Below are 18,283 nucleotides of genomic sequence, written 5' to 3'. Positions count from 1 at the left end.
TGCGCACACTCTGCCTACGATCCGGGGGACTCCTTGCGATGATGCTGCATCACGTTTCCATTGTCACCGCGGATCTGGCACGGTCCGTTGCTTTCTACAGCGGTGTCTTCGGTCTCCGGCAGATCGAGCGGCCGCCGTTCCCTTTTCCGGGCGCCTGGTTCGCTTGTGGGACGCTGCAACTCCACATCATCGTCAACCCTGACGGTAGCTTCCGAAAGACGGCGTCCATCGATAGCGCCGATACGCATTTCGCTCTTCGAACGGAAGATTTCGAGATGGTGATCCGCAGCTTGGCCGCAAAGGGTTTCCGCGAGGATGCCGTTGAAGGCGATCCCTGGCGGCTGGTCGTCAACCGCAATGGTCTTGCGGGGTTCCCGCAAGCCTTTCTGCTCGATCCGGATCGAAACGTCATCGAAGTGAATGGCGCGCCCTGAGGGTAGCGGGTTGCGCATTCAGACGCTCTCCACCAAAGTCGTGTTGCCCCGGGCTGCGTCGGGCGGCTATCCTGCCCGTAGTTTGGGGAGGAGTGCATGAGAATCCGTGCTGCGGTACTGCGTCAATCACCCGTCTCGCCGCCGTTTGCGCTGAGCAAACCGCTTTCCATCGAAGAATTGGAGCTCTCGCCACCCGGCCGGGATGAGATCCTCGTGCGGATCGGTGCTGCCGGTCTTTGCCATTCCGATCTGTCCGTCATCAATGGCGATCGACCGCGCCCCGTACCGATGGCGCTGGGTCATGAGGCGGCAGGGACCGTCGAGGCGGTGGGTACCGGTGTGGACGATCTCGTTCCCGGCGACAGGGTGGTGATGTGCTTCATGCCGAGTTGCGGCCATTGCCTTTTCTGTGTGGAAGGGCGTCCGGCGCTGTGCGTTCCCGGCGCCGAGGCGAACGGCAGGGGCACACTGCTATCCGGTGCCCGGCGACTGAGCTGCGATGAGGTGCCTGTGCACCATCATCTCGGTGTCTCCGGCTTCGCTACCCATGCCGTTGTCTCACGCCGCTCGGCAATCAGGATCGACCCTGATCTGCCGTTGGCCGAGGCGGCACTGTTTGGCTGCGCCGTCTTGACGGGCGTCGGCGCAGTGGTGAACACGTGCCGGGTGCAGCCAGGACAGACCGTCGGGGTGGTCGGTCTCGGCGCCGTCGGGCTTGCGGCTGTCATGGGCGCTGTCGCTTCCGGGGCGGAACGGATCATTGCCGTCGACCTCATGCCGGCCAAGCTCGAGATGGCGGTATCCCTCGGGGCGACCGATATCTTTCTTGCAGGCGATGACGTCGTCGAGCAAGTCCGTGAGGCGACGAAGGGCGGGGTCGATCATGCGCTCGAGATGGCGGGATCGGTGAAAGCCTTCGATCTTGCCTACGCTATTACCAGGCGCGGCGGCACCACGGCCTCGGCGGGGCTCGCTAGCCCATCGAGCAAGATTGTCATTCCGGCGGTCAGCCTCGTTGCCGAAGAGCGACGCGTTCTCGGCAGCTATCTCGGCGGCTGTGTTGCGAGCCGCGACATCCCGCGCTTCATTGGGCTCTACAGGAGAGGGAAACTGCCGGTAAACCGGCTGTTGTCGTCGACCGGCCCGCTCGACGAGATCAACGAGGCCTTCGACCTGCTCCACGAGGGCCGTGTCATCAGGCACGTGATTGATTTTGACGCGGGCTACTGACTGGCGGGCGACCGCGCTTCAGGCGTTTTCCGGCCGATCCTTCGGGTCGAACTGGATGATGGTGATCCATTTGGCCGTCAGTGCCGGCTTTCTCTCGTTCTCGATCTCGATCGACACGTCGTAGGTCGTCATCAGCATCCCGGCGCCGCGGAAGCGGGCTTCGGAGAGGATGAAGTGACCACGGATGCGGGCTCCTACCTTGACCGGAGCGACAAACCGGACGGTGTCGAATCCGTAATTGATGCCCATGGTCTGCTCGCGCACCCTGGGCAGGCAATTGTAGTTCATGGTCGAGAGGAGCGAGAGCGTCAGGAAGCCATGCGCAATCGTGCCACCGAAAGGGCTTTCTGCGGCGCGCACCGGATCGACATGGATGAACTGGTGATCGTCCGTCGCATGGGCAAAGGCATCGATCATGGTCTGGTCGACAACGATCCAGTCCGAGAGGCCGGTTTCAGTGCCGATCAGCCCACGTACGTCCGCGAGCGAGATTTCCTTAACCATTGATTCCCCATGAAAAGGCCGCTATTCAAAGCCATACAACGGCATTGTGACGATTGCGACAAGGATTTTGTTGCAACCATGAAGCGGGTTAATTTTCCAGATAGAATGCGACGGAGCGTTGCGGCACGATGGCCTGCTCCACGCTTTTCTGCGTCCCGCCGGCAGAGAGCCGACGCCAGGATGCGCCCTCTCCGGGCAGTGAAAATGTCCGCTTCGTCGCGGAGCGATTGAAGAGCAGGGCGAGCCGCACCCTCTTGCGATTGCTGCCGTCGACGGTCGAGAGAACCATGCCCAGCGCCGGAAAGTCGGGCGTCTCCCAGTCGGACACCGTCATCGACTGGCCGGACGGCGAAATCCATTCCACATCGCCTTTTCCAGAGAAGAACGAGGCTTGCGAAAACACCTCGAAGCGTTTTCGCAGCGCCGAAACAAACGCGGTGTGAGCCATCAACTCGTCGTCCAGGGCTTCCCAGTCGAGCCAGGTGATGTCGTTGTCCTGGCAATAGGCGTTGTTGTTGCCGCGTTGGGTGCGGCCCCCTTCGTCTCCTGCGGTCAGCATGACGCTGCCGCGTGTGACGAAGAGGGTCGACAGCAGCGCCTTTACGTCGTCGCGGCGTTTCCTGATGATGTCGCGATAGCGGGTTTCTCCCTCGGCGCCGTTGTTCCACGAGTGGTTCTCGTTGTGGCCGTCGCGGTTTTCCTCGCCATTCGCCTCATTGTGCTTGCCGTCGTAGGAGACCAGGTCCTTCAGCGTGAAGCCGTCGTGGGCGGCGAGGAAGTTGACGCTGCGCGTCGCGATGGCGCCGTTGCGCGCGAAGATATCGGAGGAGCCGGCAAGGGCAGAGGCGAGCGGCCCGGTCTTGTAGACATCGCCGCGCCAGTAGCAGCGCAGGTCGTCGCGTGCGCGGTCGTTCCATTCCAGGAACGGAGCCGGAAAATTGCCGAGCTGGTAACCGCCGGGACCGATGTCCCAGGGTTCAGCAATCATGACGCGATCGGCCAGCACGTCGTCGGCAAGCATGGCCGCCAGGGTCTCACCATGCGCCTCGAAACCGGTGGCGGTGCGGCCGAGGACCGGAGCAAGATCAAATCGGAAGCCGTCGATACCCGCCCCTAGAACGAAATGGCGGAGGCTGTCGATGATCAGTTGCCTGACATAGGGATGATCGCAGGCAACCGTGTTGCCGGTGCCGGTATCGTTGACGAGTTCTCCGGGACGATCAGGAAGGTGGCGGTAGAGGGAGAGATTGTCGAGCCCGCGCAGCGAGAGCGTGGTGCCGTTGCGATCGCTCTCGCCGGTGTGGTTGAAGACCAGATCGAGTATGATGCCGATGCCTGCGGCGTGGAGCTTGGCCACTGTCTCGCGCAGTTCCGCCATGCCGCCGGGAACGATCCTCGGATCGAGTGCCATGAAGGCGACGGGGTTGTAGCCCCAGCCGTTCGTCAGGCCGAGCGGTGGCAGATGACGTTCGTCGATCCAGGCGGTAACGGGCATCAGTTCGACAGCATCGACGCCGATGCGTTTCAGGTGCGCGATGACGGATGGATGGGCGAGCGCCGCCACGGTCCCGCGTTGTGCCTCTGGCACGTCGGGGTGCAGCATCGTGTAGGGTTTGACCGCGACCTCGTAGATGAAGCCGCCCGGCCTGAAGAGTGGCTTTTGAGGTTTCACATACACATCGCGCGTCACGATCGCCTTCGGCATGAGATGCCGGGTGTCCGCGCCGAAGGTGCCGAGCAGCGGGTCGTGGCGGAACGGCCGGTCGAGCTCCTTGGCATAGGGATCGACAAGCAGTTTGGACGGATCGAACCAAAGACCGTTGTCCGGGGCGTAGATACCGTCGGCGCGATAGCCATAGCGCGTGCCTTCCTTCAGGCCGTCGACGAAAAGGCGATGCACGTGATCATCGCCCCGCCCCATCCGCAGGCGGGTGAATTCCTTGTCGCCATCGTCAAACAGGCAAAGCTCGATCTGTGTGGCATGGTGCGACCAGACGGCGAAATCGACGCCGGTTTCGAAGATGACCGCCCCGCCTTGCCCCGAATGGTTCGCCGCCATGTCGCTCCGGTCAGGTCACAACGGATGGCGCGTCGCGCCCCGTGCGGCTGCGAATATCGGCAATGTCCTCAGCCGCTGCGATCAGATCGGCAAGCGCTTCCTGGGTCTCGATGTTGTGACGGCTGGAATCCGCTTCGTAGCGCTCGATATAGACGCGCAGCGTGGCGCCCGACGTGCCGGTGCCGGAGAGGCGGAAAACGACCCGCGAGCCGCCTTCGAACAGGATGCGAATGCCCTGATGCTCGCTGACCGACCGGTCGACAGGATCGTGATAGGCAAAATCATCGGCCGCTTCGACCTTCAGCGTGCCAAAAGTCTTTCCCGGCAGCGTGGCCAACTGGCTGCGAAGGTTGTCCACGAGGCCGTTTGCCGCGTCGGTGTCGACGCCTTCGTAGTCGTGTCGCGAATAGTAGTTGCGTCCGTAGGTCTGCCAATGCTGGGTGACGATGTCCTGGACGCTCTCGCCGCGCACGGCAAGGATGTTCAGCCAGAGCAGGACGGCCCAGAGACCGTCTTTTTCGCGGACGTGGCTGGAGCCGGTGCCGGCACTTTCCTCGCCGCAGATCGTCGCCATCCCGGCGTCGAGCAGGTTGCCGAAGAACTTCCAGCCGGTCGGCGTTTCGTACATGCCGATGCCGCGCTTTTCGGCGACGCGATCAGCCGCTCCTGATGTCGGCATGGAGCGGGCGATGCCGGCAAGACCGCCGGAATATCCGGGCGCGAGATGGGCATTGGCCGCCAGGATCGCCAGGCTGTCGGATGGCGTGACGAAGATGCCGCGACCGATGATGAGGTTGCGGTCGCCGTCGCCGTCGGAGGCTGCGCCGAAATCGGGGGCGTCGTCTCCCATCATCTCGTCGTAGAGTTCCTTGCAGTGGACCGGGTTCGGATCCGGGTGATGGCCGCCGAAATCAGGCAGCGGCATGAAGTTGCGAACCGAACCCGACGGCGCGCCGAGTCGATTTTCGAAGATTTCCTTGGCATAGGGGCCGGTGACGGCGCTCATCGCATCGAAAGCGATGCGGAAGCCGAGGCTCACGAGATTGCGGATAGCGCCGAAATCGAAAAGCTCTTCCATCAGTGCCGTATAGTCCTCGACCGAATCCAGAACCGCCAGCATCATGCCGCCCGGCATTTCGTCCTTGCCGATGCGGTCGAGGTTGACGTCGGGGAAGTCGGCGATCTTGTAGCTGTCGATCACCTTGCTGCGGGCAAAGATCGCGTCGGTGATCTTTTCCGGAGCAGGGCCGCCATTGCTGATGTTGTACTTGATGCCGAAGTCTTCGGTCGGGCCGCCCGGATTGTGGCTGGCAGACAGAATGATGCCGCCGAAGGCCTTGTACTTGCGAATGATATGGGATGCCGCCGGCGTCGACAGGATGCCGCCCTTTCCGACGATGACCTTGCCGAAGCCATTGGCGGCGGCCATCTTGATCGCCTTCTGGATGACTTCGCGGTTGTAGTAGCGTCCGTCGCCGCCGATGACGAGGCACTTGCCCTGGTAGCCTTCCAGCGAATCGAAGATCGACTGGATGAAGTTCTCGGCGTAGTTCGGCTGCTGGAATACGGGAACTTTCTTGCGGAGACCGGAGGTGCCGGGCTTCTGATCCTGATAGGGCGTGGTGGGTACGGACTTGTTCATTTTCTGTCACTTGCCTTTCGGGGCGAGGCTTGAATAGAGGGCAGCATAGCGCTCGGCGCTCTTCTCCCACGAAACATCCGATTTCATGCCCTGCTTTTGCAATTGGGTCCAGACTTTTTGATCAGCGTAGAGATGTAGCGCACGGCGGATTGCCTGCAACAGACCGGACGCGGTCACCGGCGAGAATTGTATGCCCGTTGCCACTTTGGCCGCAAGTGCCGCGTGATTGGCATCGATCACGGTGTCGGCGAGACCGCCGGTGTGGGCGACGATCGGCACGCATCCGTAGCGCAGCCCGTAGAGTTGGGTGAGGCCGCAGGGCTCGAATCGCGACGGAATGATGATCGCGTCGCAGCCGGCCTGCATGAGATGCGACATCGGTTCGTTGTAGCCGATGGAAATGCCGATGCGGCCGGGATGACGGGCTGCCGCCGCCAGCAGCGACCCTTCCAGCGCCGGATCGCCGGAGCCGAGGATAGCAAGCTTGCCGCCCATCGCGACGATCTCGTCGGCGGTTGCGGCGATGAGGTCCATGCCTTTTTGCCAGGTCAGGCGGCTGATGATGCAGAAGATCGGCGCATTGTCGTCGTGCAGGCCGAAGAACTCGCAGATCGCGGTGCGGTTTGCCGACCGGCTCTTCAGCGACGTTCCGGTATAGTGGGTGTGGACGACGGGATCGGTCGCGGGGTTCCACACATCGTGGTCGATGCCGTTGACGATGCCGTGCAGATGTTCGATACGGCTGGCAATCACGCCTTCCAGCCCCATGCCGAACTCCGCGGTCAGGATCTCGCCTGCATAGGACGGGCTGACGGTGGTGACTGCATGGGCGGTCTTCAATCCGCCCTTCAGGAAGCCGATATGCCCATAATACTCGATGGCCTCGACGGAGAAGGCTTGCGGCGGAAGGCGCAGGCCGGGGAAGATCTCCGGGCCGAACTGGCCCTGAAACGCGATATTGTGGATGGTCAGAACGCTCGGCACTTCCGGCGTCGGGTAGTAGCGCATGTAGACCGGTGTCATCGCGGCCTGCCAGTCGTGCGCATGCACGATAGCGGGCCGCCAGTCGGGTATCAGGCCGGCGGCGATCTCCGCGCCGGCCAGCGAGAGGGCCGCGAAACGGCGCCAGTTGTCGGGGTAGTCCTTGCCGGTTGAATCGAGATAGGGGCCACCCGCCCTGTCGTAGTAGGCGGGGGCGTCGAGGACCAGGATATCCAGGCCCTCGTGTCTGGCTTCCAGAACCGTCGCGGGCTCTCCCAGGAGATCGTCGAACTGCAGCCTGACGACGGGATCGCGAATGACCTTCATGACCGCGGGATAACCGGGCATGAGTGTCTTCATCTCAATCCCGAACGGCTTCAGCGCGATCGGCAGGGCGCCCGCCACATCGGCAAGACCCCCTGTTTTGACCAGGGGGAAGACTTCGGACGAAACCGAAAGAACTTTCATCTGTTACAAATCCAGCTTGTCGATCATGGGCTGCGTGATGAGGCAAATGCCGCCTTCGCTTCGCCGGAACCGCTTGGCGTCGATTTCCGGATCCTCGCCGACGACGAGCCCCTCCGGAATGATGACGCCATGATCGATCACCACGTTCCGTAGCTGGGCGTGCCGACCGACCTTCACGCTCGGCAAAACGACGGCACCCTCCAGCTTGGAATAGGAATTGGCGCGCACGCCGGTAAACAGGAGGCTGTTGTTGAGCGTCGCACCGGAGATGATGCAGTCGCCGGCAACAACCGACGAGGTGGCTGAACCCCGGCGATCTTCGTCGTCGTGGACGAATTTTGCGGGTGGCGAGATCTCTGCATAGGTCCAGATCGGCCAGGACTTGTCGTAGATGTCGAGTTCCGGAACGATCGCCGTCAGGTCGATATTGGCCTGCCAGTAGGCATCGATCGTTCCGACGTCGCGCCAGTAGGGCTCGCGCTCGAAATCGGAGCGGACGCAGGAGTTGGCGAAGCGGTGGGCGATCGCCTTACCGTTCTTGACGATATAGGGGATGATGTCCTTGCCGAAATCCTTGCTGGAGTTCGGATCGGCAGCATCGCGGCGTAGCGCGTCGATCAGGAATTTTGTGTGGAAGACATAGATCCCCATCGACGCCAGCGCGAATTCCGGCTTGTCGGGAATACCCGGCGGATTGGCGGGCTTTTCAATGAAGTCGATGATCCGGTCGCTCTTGTCGACATGCATGACGCCGAAGCCGACAGCTTCCATGCGCGGCACTTCCAGGCAGCCAATGGTGACGTCTGCGCCGGAATCGACATGCTGTTGCAGCATGTATTCGTAGTCCATCTTGTAGATGTGGTCGCCGGCAAGGATGACCATGTACTCGACACCGTAATCCTCGATGATGTCGATGTTCTGGTAAACGGCGTCGGCGGTGCCTTCGTACCACTGGGTCTCCGAGACGCGCTGTGAGGCGGGCAGAATATCGAAGCTCTCGTTGCGCTCGGGACGGAAAAAATTCCAGCCCCGCTGCATGTGGCGGATCAGCGAATGCGCCTTGTATTGCGTGGCGACGCCGATGCGGCGGATACCGGAGTTCAGCGCATTGGAGAGGGCGAAATCGATGATACGCGATTTGCCGCCGAAATAGACCGCCGGTTTGGCGCGGCGGTCCGTGAGTTCCTTGAGGCGGCTCCCCCGGCCGCCAGCAAGAACATAGGCCATTGCATCGCGGGCAAGTGGCTGAATGCGTTTTTCTACCATGACTTTCCTCCCACCAGTCTTCAAGTCTCGGGTTCAAGCATAATCGTCGCCAATGGCGGCAAGGTCAGAGAAGCGGCGATGGTGCCGCCGGCATTGACGGCCTGCACGCGGCCGCCATTGCCCTTGCCGCTGCCGCCATAGATGTCGGCATCCGTGTTCAGGATTTCCCGCCAGCGGCCCTCCAGCGGCAGGCGAACCGCGTAGTTCTCGCGATAGACCGGCGTCAGGTTGCTGATGACGGCGATCGGCTTCTCGCCCGGAGCCTTGCGCAGCCAGGCGAGGACGGAGTTTTCATGGTCGTCGGCAATCAGCCACTCGAAGCCTTCGCCTTCGCAGTCGCGGGCATGCAGTGCCGCCTTGCTGCGATAGGTAAAGTTGAGATCGCGCACGAGGCGGCGCATGCCTTCGTGCATGCGGTACTGCAGCAGGTTCCAGTCAAGCGAGCCAGCCTCGTTCCATTCGCTCCACTGGGCGAATTCCTGGCCCATGAAGAGAAGCTTCTTGCCCGGATAGCCCCACATGAAGGCGTAGTAGGCCCGGAGATTGGCGAACTTCTGCCAATCATCGCCGGGCATCTTGGCAATCAGCGAGCCCTTGCCGTGCACGACCTCGTCGTGCGACAGCGGCAGCACGAAATTCTCCGAATAGGCGTAAAGCAGGCCGAAGGTCAGTTCGTTGTGGTGATGCTTGCGGTGAATGGGCTCACGGCTCATGTAGCTCAGCGTGTCATGCATGAAGCCCATGTTCCATTTGAAGCCGAAGCCGAGACCGCCCTCGTGGACGGGCTGCGAGACCTTCGGCCAGGAGGTGGATTCCTCGGCAATGGTCATGACGCCCGGATGCTCGGCGTAGATGCGGGTATTCATGCTCTGCAGAAAGCGAACGGCTTCCAGATTCTCGTTGCCGCCGTATTCGTTCGGGATCCATTCGTTGTGCTTGCGGGAATAGTCGAGGTAGAGCATCGAGGCGACGGCATCAACGCGCAGACCGTCAAGATGGAACTTCTCGGACCAGTAGAGCGCGTTGTTGACGAGGTAGGAAACGACCTCGGTACGCCCAAAATTGTAGATCGCGGTGTTCCAGTCGGGATGGAAGCCCTTGCGCGGATCCTCGTGCTCGTAGAGCGCCGTGCCGTCGAACCAGCCGAGACCGTGCTCGTCGGTCGGAAAGTGGGCCGGCACCCAGTCGAGGATGACGCCGATGCCGACCTTGTGGGCACCGTTGACGAAACGGGCAAAGCCTTCAGGCTCGCCGAAACGGGCGGTGGGCGCGTAGAGACCAGTCGTCTGGTAGCCCCATGACGGGTCGTAGGGGTGTTCGGTGATCGGCAGGAACTCGATATGGGTAAATCCCATGTCGACGCAGTAGGGGATGAGCCGTGAGGCCATTTCGTCCCAGGAGAGGAACGTGCCGTCGTTGCGGCGCTGCCAGGAGCCTGCGTGAACCTCGTAGATCGAGATCGGCTGACGCCGCTTGTCCGTTTCGCTCCAGTGCTTCAGGTGGGCTTCATCCTCCCATTCCTGCAACAATTCGGGCGCGGTGACCGAGGCCGTCTTTGGACGCAGTTCGCTGCGCCTTGCAAAGGGGTCGGCCTTCAGCGGCAGCAGGACGCCGTTCTGCCCTCGGATCTCGAATTTGTAGCCGACGCCCGTCGGAACATCGGGTGCGAAGATCTCCCAGATACCGGCTCCGGCGCGCAGGCGCATCACATGGCGGCGACCGTCCCAGTTGTTGAAATCGCCGACGACGGAGACGCGTTGTGCGTTCGGCGCCCAGACGGCGAAATGAATGCCTTGTGCGCCTTCATGCCTGATCCAGTGTGCGCCCATCTTGTCGAATAGGCGCAGATCCGAGCCCTCGCGCGCATAATAGTCGTCCATCGGCCCGAGAACCGGCCCGAAGCTGTAGGGGTCAGTTACCGCCCATTCGGCATCGCCGCGGCGGGCGCGGTAACGCACCGGCTGCTGCTTGGAAACGGTCACGGTTCCGGCAAAGAAACCATCCGGATGCTGCAGCTTCAACTCGCCGACGACGCTGCCGTCGAGCGACATCGCGGTCACCTCTTCGGCGCCGGGAATAAAACATCGTGCAACGTAGGCGTTACCCGATTTGTGAATGCCCAGAACGGCAAAAGGATTGGAATGCGAACCGGCGAGGATTGCCGCGATCTCGTCTGTCGAAATTTCCCAGGGAACCTTGACGTCAGGGGCAGCCTTCGGCGTTTTCATCCGGCTCTCCAAATTTCCTTGGCATACTGCCTGATCGTGCGGTCGGACGAGAACCAGCCCATACGAGCCGTATTGCAGATCGTCTTCTCGTACCACGACGGCGTGTCCGTCCATAGCTGGTCGACTTCGCGTTGGGCTTGGGCGTAAGCATCGAAATCGGCCGCGACCATGAACCAGTCGTGCGCGTAGATACCGTCGATCAGCTCCGAGTACCGGTTTCGATCGTCGGGGGAGAAGACGCCGGAGCTGATGGCAGACAGCGCCTGCGACAGTTCACGGGAACTCTCGATGACAGCGCGCGGATTGTGGCCTTCGGCGCGCAGGTTCGTCACTTCGTCAGCGCGCAGGCCGAAGATCTTGATATTGTCGTCGCCGACATTGTCGCGCATCTCGACATTGGCGCCGTCGAGCGTGCCGATCGTGAGCGCACCGTTCAGCCCGAATTTCATGTTGCCGGTGCCGGATGCTTCCATGCCGGCCGTCGAGATCTGCTCGGAAAGATCTGCAGCAGGAACCATGATTTCGGCCAGCGAGACGTTGTAGTTCGGCACGAAGACGATCTTCAGCAAACCGCGCACGGACGGGTCGTTGTTGATGGTGCGGGCAACGTCGTTGATCAGTTTGATGATCAGCTTGGCGTTGTGATAGCTCGGCGCGGCCTTGCCTGCGAAGAGCTTGACGCGCGGCACCCAGTCGAGTTCCGGGTGCGAGCGGATTTGGTCGTACAGGGCGACCGCCTCGATGACGTTCAGAAGCTGACGCTTGTACTCGTGGATGCGTTTGATCTGGATGTCGAACATCGCCGACGGGTCGATCTTCACGCCCATGCGGCTGGCGACAAGATTGGCGAGCGCCACCTTGTTGGCCCTCTTAACCGCCGCAAACTTCTCCTGGAAGCTGGTGTCAGTGGCGAACTTGTCGAGCGGCTTGAGCTTTTCAGCGTCATCCAGGAAGTCGTCGCCGATCGTCTCGCGGATAAGACCTGTAAGTCCAGGATTACATTGCTGCAGCCAGCGGCGCGGCGTGATGCCGTTGGTCTTGTTGTTGATACGGTCTGGATAGAGTTTGTGCAGGTCGGCAAAGACAGTGACCTTCATAAGCTCGGTGTGCAGCGCCGACACGCCGTTGATGGAGTGCGAACCGACGAAGGCGAGGTTGCCCATGCGCACCCGGCGCTCGCCGCTTTCCTCGATCAGCGACAGGGAGCGGATCTCCGTGTCGGAGAAGTTCTTGCTCTTGCGGGCTTCGAGCAGAATCTTGGCGTTGATCGCATAGATGATCTGCATGTGGCGCGGCAGAAGACGCTCGAAGAGCGGCACCGGCCAGCTTTCCAGCGCTTCGGGCAGAAGCGTGTGGTTGGTGTAGGCGATCGTGCCGCGGGTGATGTCCCACGCCTGGTCGAATTCCAGCCCATGCACGTCGCAGAGCAGGCGGATGAGTTCGGCGACGGACACGGCCGGATGGGTGTCGTTGAGCTGGATCGCGACCTTGTCGGGCAGCGAGGTGAAGTCGTCGTACTGCTGCAGGTGGCGGCGCAGGATGTCCTGCAGGGACGCCGACGAGAAGAAGAATTCCTGGCGCAGGCGCAGCTCCTGGCCGGCGGGCGTCGCGTCTGCCGGATAGAGGACGCGGGTCAGGCTTTCTGCCTTGTTGCTTTCGCGCAGCGCGCCGATGTGGTCGCCGGCATTGAAGGCGTCGAGCAGGATCGGGTCGATGGGCTGCGCCGACCATAGGCGCAGCGTGTTGACGCGGTTGCCGCGCCAGCCGACCACCGGTGTGTCGAAGGCGGCGGCAATGACGCGCTCGGCTGGCTTCCAGACGTAGCGCGGCTCGCCTTCGGCGCTGTTGGCGACGTCAACGGTGCCGCCGAAGCCGATTTCATAGGCGCTCTCGCGACGCTCGAACTCCCAGGGATTGCCGTGGGCGAGCCAGCTTTCAGGCAGCTCGACCTGCCAGCCGTCGGCGAGCTGCTGGCGGAAGAGGCCGTGCACGTAGCGGATGCCATAGCCATAGGCCGGGACGTCCACCGTCGCCATGCTTTCCATGAAGCAGGCAGCGAGACGTCCGAGGCCGCCGTTGCCGAGCGCTGCATCAGGCTCGAGGCCGGCGATGACGGCCACATCGACACCGAGCGAGGCGAGCGCATCGCGAACCTGTTCCATGAGGCCGAGGTTCGAAACGGCATCACGCATCAGGCGACCGATGAGGAACTCGAGAGAGAGGTAGTAAACGCGTTTGTCACCGGTCGCATAGACCTTGCGGGTCGATTCCATCCACTTGTCGATGATGCGGTCGCGCACCACGAGAATGGTTGCCGTCAGCCAATCGTGCGGCTTGGCGACCTTGGCATCCTTGCCGATGCGATAGGTAAGGCGTTCGATTATTTCTTCTGCGAGGATGTCGGGCTTTGAACTGCGCGGCGCGGGGGAGGGGATAGTCGGCTTCGCAACGGTGTTCATCGTCAATCCTCGCCAAATCTGATTGGGTTTCAGTATGTTATGCTTGCTACAATCGATAGGTCTCACGCACTAAACCACAGTTTATGCACCCTTATTACGCAGTTGCAACAAGTGAATTGTGCAAACGTCAAATTTGACGAAGCCTCGCATCCGGCCGCTGAAAGAACTTGATTTCAATCGGTTTTCCGACTTTGATCGACGGGATTTTCGAACAACGAAAAGCCGCCCCGGTTTGTTCCGGAGCGGCTTTTTTTGTTGGAATGGACCTCGGTAGTCTTATTGGGTCAGCAAGGTCTTGCTGGCGGCCGCGTCCTGGCCGATCTTTTGGAAGGCCGAAAGGAGATCGCTCATGCTTTCGGCCTTGAAATAGAAACCTGCACCACTCGAGCAATCCTCGAGAAGCTGTTGTCCGCGGGACGGTGCCATGAAGGCAATCGAGTAGATTTTAATATTGTCCTTGGTCTTTGCGTTCGAGCATTCGGCGCGTGTGTTCGTGTCAGAGCTGGTGGCGTTGTTGTCGCCGTCCGTCATGAAAACGATGTACTTCGTGAGCTTAGTGTTTCCGGCGCTCGTTTGGGTCGTCGTTTCCGCATTCGCCGCAGTGTCCTTCAAGCCGTTGTGTGCTTGGCGCATCGGCGCATAGGATTCGGTGCCGTTGCCGGCTGACAGAACGTTAATCACCTGGCTGCGAGTATTTGACGTGCCCCAGGCGAAGCTGCTTGAAAGGCGAACGGCATCGTTCCATGCGATTGCGTTCGTCCGGCTGTATTTTGCGGGCTTGGATGGGTCGGCCTTGTCGATCTCGTCAAGTAGAAGATTTGCTGCGGCTTTCAGCGCATCGATTTTCTTGATGTAGCATGGGCTGAACTTGGTGACAGGCGTCTTGCCGGTTTTGTCGATAATCTGATTGCCGCTGGTATCATACTTGACGCAGCTTGTCTGGGTTGGATCGAGCGTGCCGGTGTCCGCCTTCATTGAACCTGACTCATCGAGCACCAGCGTCATGGAAATGGCGCTGCGCTCTTCGCTGATGCCGCTGGTCGTAGTACTTGCAGCGGCAACCTGGAGCTTGTCATATCCGAATATGCGCGCAAGCGGTGTTGTGCCGATTTGAGACGCGCCCCCCAGCGTGATCTTGTAGCTCTTGCCGCCGGATGTTGTTTTGGTCTGGATGTCAACCGAGACCGAATTCTTGATGGCGTCAGCCGTCGCCTGATCCACGTAGTTCGACATCTGTCCGGCGACGAACGACTTTGCCAGTTCCTTTGCTGCGGCGTCGGTCGCTACTTTGCCCGATGCGAGCGCCGATGCGGCTGCGAGTGCCGCCGAATCGGTGGCCTCCTGAAGCTGTTGCCTCTGAACGACCATGTTCGAGAAGTCGACCGCCAAACTGGCCGAGCCGATAAGCACTGGCAGTGCGATCGCCGTCAGCATCGCGAAATTTCCGCCGCGATCGTTCAATAGCTTAAGCATGCTGGTCTTCAGCGAATGCGAGGTGTGCATCATGTCACCTGAGTTGGTTGCCCCATTAATGCAATCACTCTTGCGCCGCATTTGTTGAGACCAAATTTAAGCATTCGCTACAATTCTAACGAATTGTCGCTTTCCTGTGCGGGTTTGTACCGGAATCATTGCCTAAGAGGGCAAAATGACGTGATTATCGCATAGGATGCAGACGTCTTCGTCTTCCGGCGGCCGAAGCGCTTCGCTTACTTCAGCGGGATAACGTCCACGGCCTGAACGGAGCGCTGGCTGCCATAGCTTTTCAGGACGCCGATCACGGGCGCGACGTCGGAGTAGTCGCGGCCGTAGGCGACGACTATATGGTCGGAGCCGGCAGGAATGTTGTTCGTCGGGTCGAGTTCGACCCAGCCGAGCGTCGTGCCGCACCATACCCGTACCCAGGCGTGCATGGCGTCCGCACCTTCCAGCCGCTCCTTGCCCGGAGGCGGGATGGTGCGCAAGAAGCCCGAGACATAGCCCGCGGGAATACCGAGGCTTCGCAGCGCCAGGATCATCACGTGCGAGAAATCCTGACAGACGCCACGCTTCAGCTGGAAGGCTTCAAGCGGCGTCGTATCGACGGAGGTGGCGTCGGAATCGTAGGTGAAGTCCTTGTGGATGCGGGCACAGAGCGCATTGGCAATCTGCAGGACGGTGCGGGACGGTTCCAGTGCGTGTTTTGCGTAGTCGGAGATCGCCCGCGTCTCGGTCAGTCGGGGGCTATTGCCGAGGAAGTGATGCGGGGCATCGGGCTTCAGCGACCGCACGCCTGCGACCTCGTCCGGCAGACGCGTCAGCAGGGGCGAGAAGTCTGCAGCAATCGAATGGCTTTCCACCTGCACGCGGGCCTGCATTCGGATGTCGAGCTTTTCGTGCGGTGCGCGCACCATGAAGGCGGTTGCCGGATGCTGGAAGAAATCGACGAAGTTCGCCTGCTCGTCCGGTGTCGGAGAGACCTTGATCGAGCCGGCGACCAGGCGCTGGCGATCGGGCAGCGACAGCGGCATCAGCCGCATGATGTGGCGCGCGCCCGAGGCCGGCGTGTCATAGATGTAGCCCATATGGAGTGAGAGATCGTAGAGCACCGGCGTTACCCCAGATAGGTCTGCGCCAGGAGATCGGACAGATGCTCCAGCTCGCGTTCGAGACGGTGATAGACGTCGTCGCTCATGGCCTCCGGCGTCATCACGGCGAGGCCCGAATGAAGGCGCATGGCCTCTCGGTAGAAGGGGGACATCTGGCCGTTGACCAGCGCGTTCGGCAGCTGCTCGACCTCGCGATGGATTTCGTTCATCTGGAACAGGATCGAGCGCGGGTTGAGCGGGTCGAGCGCCAGCAAATCGGTGACCGTCAGGCGTGCCGTGTTGACGTTGTAGCGCCGGCGGTGGGTCATGACGCTGTCGCCGATCTCCAGCAGCATGTCGAGCGCTCCATCGGGGGCGTCGGTGCCAGACATGTGGCCGAGCAGGCGCGTCATGTGCAGGGCGCGCTCGATGTGGCGGCCGAGCGACAGGAAGCGCCAGCCGGTGAAGCGGTACATGTTTTCATGCACGAGACCGGCAAAGCCGGCGAGCTTGCGCAGCAGGATCGTCATCGCGTGGCTGGCGTCGTCCCCCGGCGAAACCGTCGCGTGGAAGCGCCGCGCGGTCTTGGCGAGATCGTTCAGCGCCAGCCAGCCGTCCGGCGAGAAGCGGTCGCGGATATTGCTTGCCGAATAGACGGCGCTGTCGATATTGCGCAGCAGGGTTTCCGGCACCGCGTCCTCTGCGTCGATGTCGACTGCGGCGAGATACTTCGAAACGTCGGCCAGCAGCGGCTGGCTCGGGTCGGCGGCTTCGGCGAAACGCGCGTGCCAGGCCCGCAGGATGCGCAGCGCGCCTTCGGCTCGCTCGATGTAGCGGCCCAGCCAGAAGAGGTTGTCGGCGGCGCGACTGGGCAGGCTGCCGGGCATGTTGCGGGTGAAGCTGCCTTCGGCCGGGAGCAGGGTGTGGCGCTCGACCGGCTTGTCGCTGACGATCCAGACGTCGGCTGCCCCCCCGCCCGATTGCATGGCGATCGCGGCGACATCGTCGCCCGCGCCTATGCGGGCGAAACCGCCCGGCATGATCTGCCAGCCGTTGGCGGTGCGGGCGGCAAAGACACGCAGGCTCATCGGCCGCGGCGTCAGCTTGCCGCCGACCCAGGCCGGCGTTGTCGAGAGCGTCACCGTTTCCTGGCCGACGAGCTTCGGTCCGTCGGAATTCAGCCATTCGCCGATCGAGTCCCGGGCAGTGGCGCGCAGGGCGGAGCCGAGCACGGATTCGCCGTTGTCGTCGAAGAACGGCGCGCGGGAATAGGCCGGGCCGATCACCATTTTCTCGATATTTGCGGCGACATGCTCGCGTTCGCTCTTCTGTCCACACCACCATGTCGCGATCGAAGGCAGCTTCAGCTCCTCGCCAAAGAGCTCGCGACAGATCGTCGGCATGAAGGCGAGGAGGGCGCGCGTCTCGAGAAGGCCGGTGCCCAGCGCATTCACAATGGTGACGTTCTCGGCGCGCAGCGCCTCGACAAGACCGGGCGTGCCGATGTGCGAATTCTGGTTCAGCTCCAGCGGGTCGGCATAGCCCGAATCGAGGCGGCGCCAGAGCACGCTGATCGGCTTCAGGCCGGCAACGGTACGGACCATGACCTTGCCGTTGAGCACCGCAAGATCCTCGCCCTCGAGCAGCATGAAGCCGAGATAGCGCGCGATGTAGGCGTGTTCGTAGTAGGTCTCGTTGGCGGGCCCCGGCGTCATGACAGCGATGCGGTCGTCGCCGCTGTGCTTCATGCCCTGTAGCGCATCGCGGAAGGCGCCGAAGAAGGATGCCAGCCGGTGGACCGGGGTTTCGGCGAAGATGTCCGAGAAGGCGCGCGTCGTCGCCACGCGGTTTTCGAGCGCGAAGCCAGCGCCGGAGGGCGCCTGCGTGCGATCGGCCAGAACCCACCAGTTGCCGTCGGGCCCGCGGCCGATCTCGAAGGCGCAGAAGTGAAGGTAGTGGCCGCCGGCCGGGGTTATGCCGACGAGCGGGCGCTGGAATTCCGGGTTGGCGGCAATCAGGGCAGGCGGCAGGACCCCTTCCCCAACCAGCCTGTTCGGGCCATAGAGGTCGGCGACAATCGACTCGAGCAGATCGGCGCGCTGGACGAGGCCAGCCGATAGCGTCTCCCACTCGCGCTCGTCGATCAGCACGGGAACGTGAGAGAGGGGCCAGGAGCGCTCGGCGCTGCCGGTGCTGCCATAGGCACGGTAGAACACGCCGGCATCGCGCAAATAGCGTTCGGCGCGGGCGAAACGCTCGGTCAGGTCTTTCTCCGGTATGCGATTGAGGTGGGAGATGAAACGCTGCCAGACGGGGCGGATTGCGCCGTTGTTATCGACCATCTCGTCTGCGATGCCGGGAAGCGGCGCATAGCCGCGGGCCGCATCGTTGCCGATGCGGTCCTTGATGTCTGTCCTCAGCTCTCTTACCGGTTTCTTGCCCATA

Annotated in this window: 12 protein-coding genes; 2 read left to right on the top strand and 10 right to left on the bottom strand. The window is 61.8% G+C overall.

The annotated features are described in order from the left end of the window. The first annotated feature begins 38 nt into the window (after positions 1-38). Both AC1D2R_RS14600 and AC1D2R_RS14595 read left to right on the top strand, forming a co-directional pair. Positions 39-434 carry a VOC family protein gene (locus AC1D2R_RS14600; RefSeq protein ID WP_477967983.1) on the top strand — a complete coding sequence of 132 codons (396 nt, stop codon included), beginning with the start codon at positions 39-41 and terminating at the stop codon, positions 432-434. 96 nt (positions 435-530) lie between these two features. Next, positions 531-1,664 carry a zinc-dependent alcohol dehydrogenase family protein gene (locus tag AC1D2R_RS14595; protein WP_477967982.1) on the top strand — a complete coding sequence of 378 codons (1,134 nt, stop codon included), beginning with the start codon at positions 531-533 and terminating at the stop codon, positions 1,662-1,664. 18 nt (positions 1,665-1,682) lie between these two features. Here AC1D2R_RS14595 and AC1D2R_RS14590 read toward each other — a convergent pair whose 3' ends face one another. From AC1D2R_RS14590 to AC1D2R_RS14545, 10 genes are all read right to left on the bottom strand, one after another. Next, on the bottom strand, positions 1,683-2,168 hold the full coding sequence (locus AC1D2R_RS14590; RefSeq protein ID WP_477967981.1) for a MaoC family dehydratase: 486 nt from the start codon (positions 2,166-2,168) through the stop codon (positions 1,683-1,685). 88 nt (positions 2,169-2,256) lie between these two features. Next, positions 2,257-4,227 (bottom strand): glycogen debranching protein GlgX, encoded by a 1,971-nt coding sequence (gene glgX, locus AC1D2R_RS14585; RefSeq protein WP_477967980.1) that lies wholly within the window; start codon positions 4,225-4,227, stop codon positions 2,257-2,259. A 10-nt stretch (positions 4,228-4,237) separates the two neighbouring features. After that, positions 4,238-5,869, bottom strand: coding sequence for an alpha-D-glucose phosphate-specific phosphoglucomutase (locus AC1D2R_RS14580; protein WP_477967979.1), 1,632 nt, complete (start codon positions 5,867-5,869; stop codon positions 4,238-4,240). A gap of 6 nt (positions 5,870-5,875) precedes the next feature. Beyond that, entirely contained in the window at positions 5,876-7,318 is a 1,443-nt protein-coding gene (glgA, locus tag AC1D2R_RS14575) for a glycogen synthase GlgA (protein ID WP_477967978.1), read from the bottom strand. A gap of 3 nt (positions 7,319-7,321) precedes the next feature. Then, a complete protein-coding gene (gene glgC, locus AC1D2R_RS14570; RefSeq protein ID WP_477967977.1) occupies positions 7,322-8,584 on the bottom strand; it encodes a glucose-1-phosphate adenylyltransferase in 1,263 nt (420 codons plus the stop codon). Between the two features lie 20 nt (positions 8,585-8,604). Beyond that, a complete protein-coding gene (glgB, locus tag AC1D2R_RS14565; RefSeq protein ID WP_477967976.1) occupies positions 8,605-10,812 on the bottom strand; it encodes a 1,4-alpha-glucan branching protein GlgB in 2,208 nt (735 codons plus the stop codon). Further along, positions 10,809-13,271 carry a glycogen/starch/alpha-glucan phosphorylase gene (locus AC1D2R_RS14560; protein ID WP_477967975.1) on the bottom strand — a complete coding sequence of 821 codons (2,463 nt, stop codon included), beginning with the start codon at positions 13,269-13,271 and terminating at the stop codon, positions 10,809-10,811. The genes glgB and AC1D2R_RS14560 overlap by 4 nt, the downstream gene beginning before the upstream one ends. 276 nt (positions 13,272-13,547) lie before the next feature. Continuing rightward, positions 13,548-14,744: a pilus assembly protein gene (locus AC1D2R_RS14555; RefSeq protein WP_477967974.1), complete on the bottom strand. Its 1,197-nt coding sequence runs from the start codon at positions 14,742-14,744 to the stop codon at positions 13,548-13,550. Positions 14,745-14,980: 236 nt separating this feature from the next. Continuing rightward, on the bottom strand, positions 14,981-15,859 hold the full coding sequence (locus AC1D2R_RS14550; protein ID WP_477967973.1) for a transglutaminase family protein: 879 nt from the start codon (positions 15,857-15,859) through the stop codon (positions 14,981-14,983). Between the two features lie 5 nt (positions 15,860-15,864). Next, the gene (locus AC1D2R_RS14545) at positions 15,865-18,282 is read right to left on the bottom strand and encodes a circularly permuted type 2 ATP-grasp protein (RefSeq protein ID WP_477967972.1); all 2,418 of its coding nucleotides are present in this window, start codon (positions 18,280-18,282) and stop codon (positions 15,865-15,867) included. Between the last annotated feature and the right edge of the window lies 1 nt (position 18,283).

It is taken from the genome of Rhizobium sp. P1_C7 (assembly GCF_056406295.1).
Note: the sequence above shows the minus strand (reverse complement) of the source record. Positions and strands in the feature narration are given on the sequence as shown.

What these genes read in the sequence shown, in the direction of transcription:
- AC1D2R_RS14560 (WP_477967975.1), bottom strand. Translation starts at nt 13,271, where the DNA reads ATGAACACCGTTGCGAAGCCGACTATCCCCTCCCCCGCGCCGCGCAGT.
- AC1D2R_RS14590 (WP_477967981.1), bottom strand. Translation starts at nt 2,168, where the DNA reads ATGGTTAAGGAAATCTCGCTCGCGGACGTACGTGGGCTGATCGGCACT.
- glgA (WP_477967978.1), bottom strand. Translation starts at nt 7,318, where the DNA reads ATGAAAGTTCTTTCGGTTTCGTCCGAAGTCTTCCCCCTGGTCAAAACA.
- AC1D2R_RS14545 (WP_477967972.1), bottom strand. Translation starts at nt 18,282, where the DNA reads ATGGGCAAGAAACCGGTAAGAGAGCTGAGGACAGACATCAAGGACCGC.
- glgC (WP_477967977.1), bottom strand. Translation starts at nt 8,584, where the DNA reads ATGGTAGAAAAACGCATTCAGCCACTTGCCCGCGATGCAATGGCCTAT.
- glgB (WP_477967976.1), bottom strand. Translation starts at nt 10,812, where the DNA reads ATGAAAACGCCGAAGGCTGCCCCTGACGTCAAGGTTCCCTGGGAAATT.
- AC1D2R_RS14555 (WP_477967974.1), bottom strand. Translation starts at nt 14,744, where the DNA reads ATGCTTAAGCTATTGAACGATCGCGGCGGAAATTTCGCGATGCTGACG.
- AC1D2R_RS14600 (WP_477967983.1), top strand. Translation starts at nt 39, where the DNA reads ATGATGCTGCATCACGTTTCCATTGTCACCGCGGATCTGGCACGGTCC.
- AC1D2R_RS14580 (WP_477967979.1), bottom strand. Translation starts at nt 5,869, where the DNA reads ATGAACAAGTCCGTACCCACCACGCCCTATCAGGATCAGAAGCCCGGC.
- glgX (WP_477967980.1), bottom strand. Translation starts at nt 4,227, where the DNA reads ATGGCGGCGAACCATTCGGGGCAAGGCGGGGCGGTCATCTTCGAAACC.
- AC1D2R_RS14595 (WP_477967982.1), top strand. Translation starts at nt 531, where the DNA reads ATGAGAATCCGTGCTGCGGTACTGCGTCAATCACCCGTCTCGCCGCCG.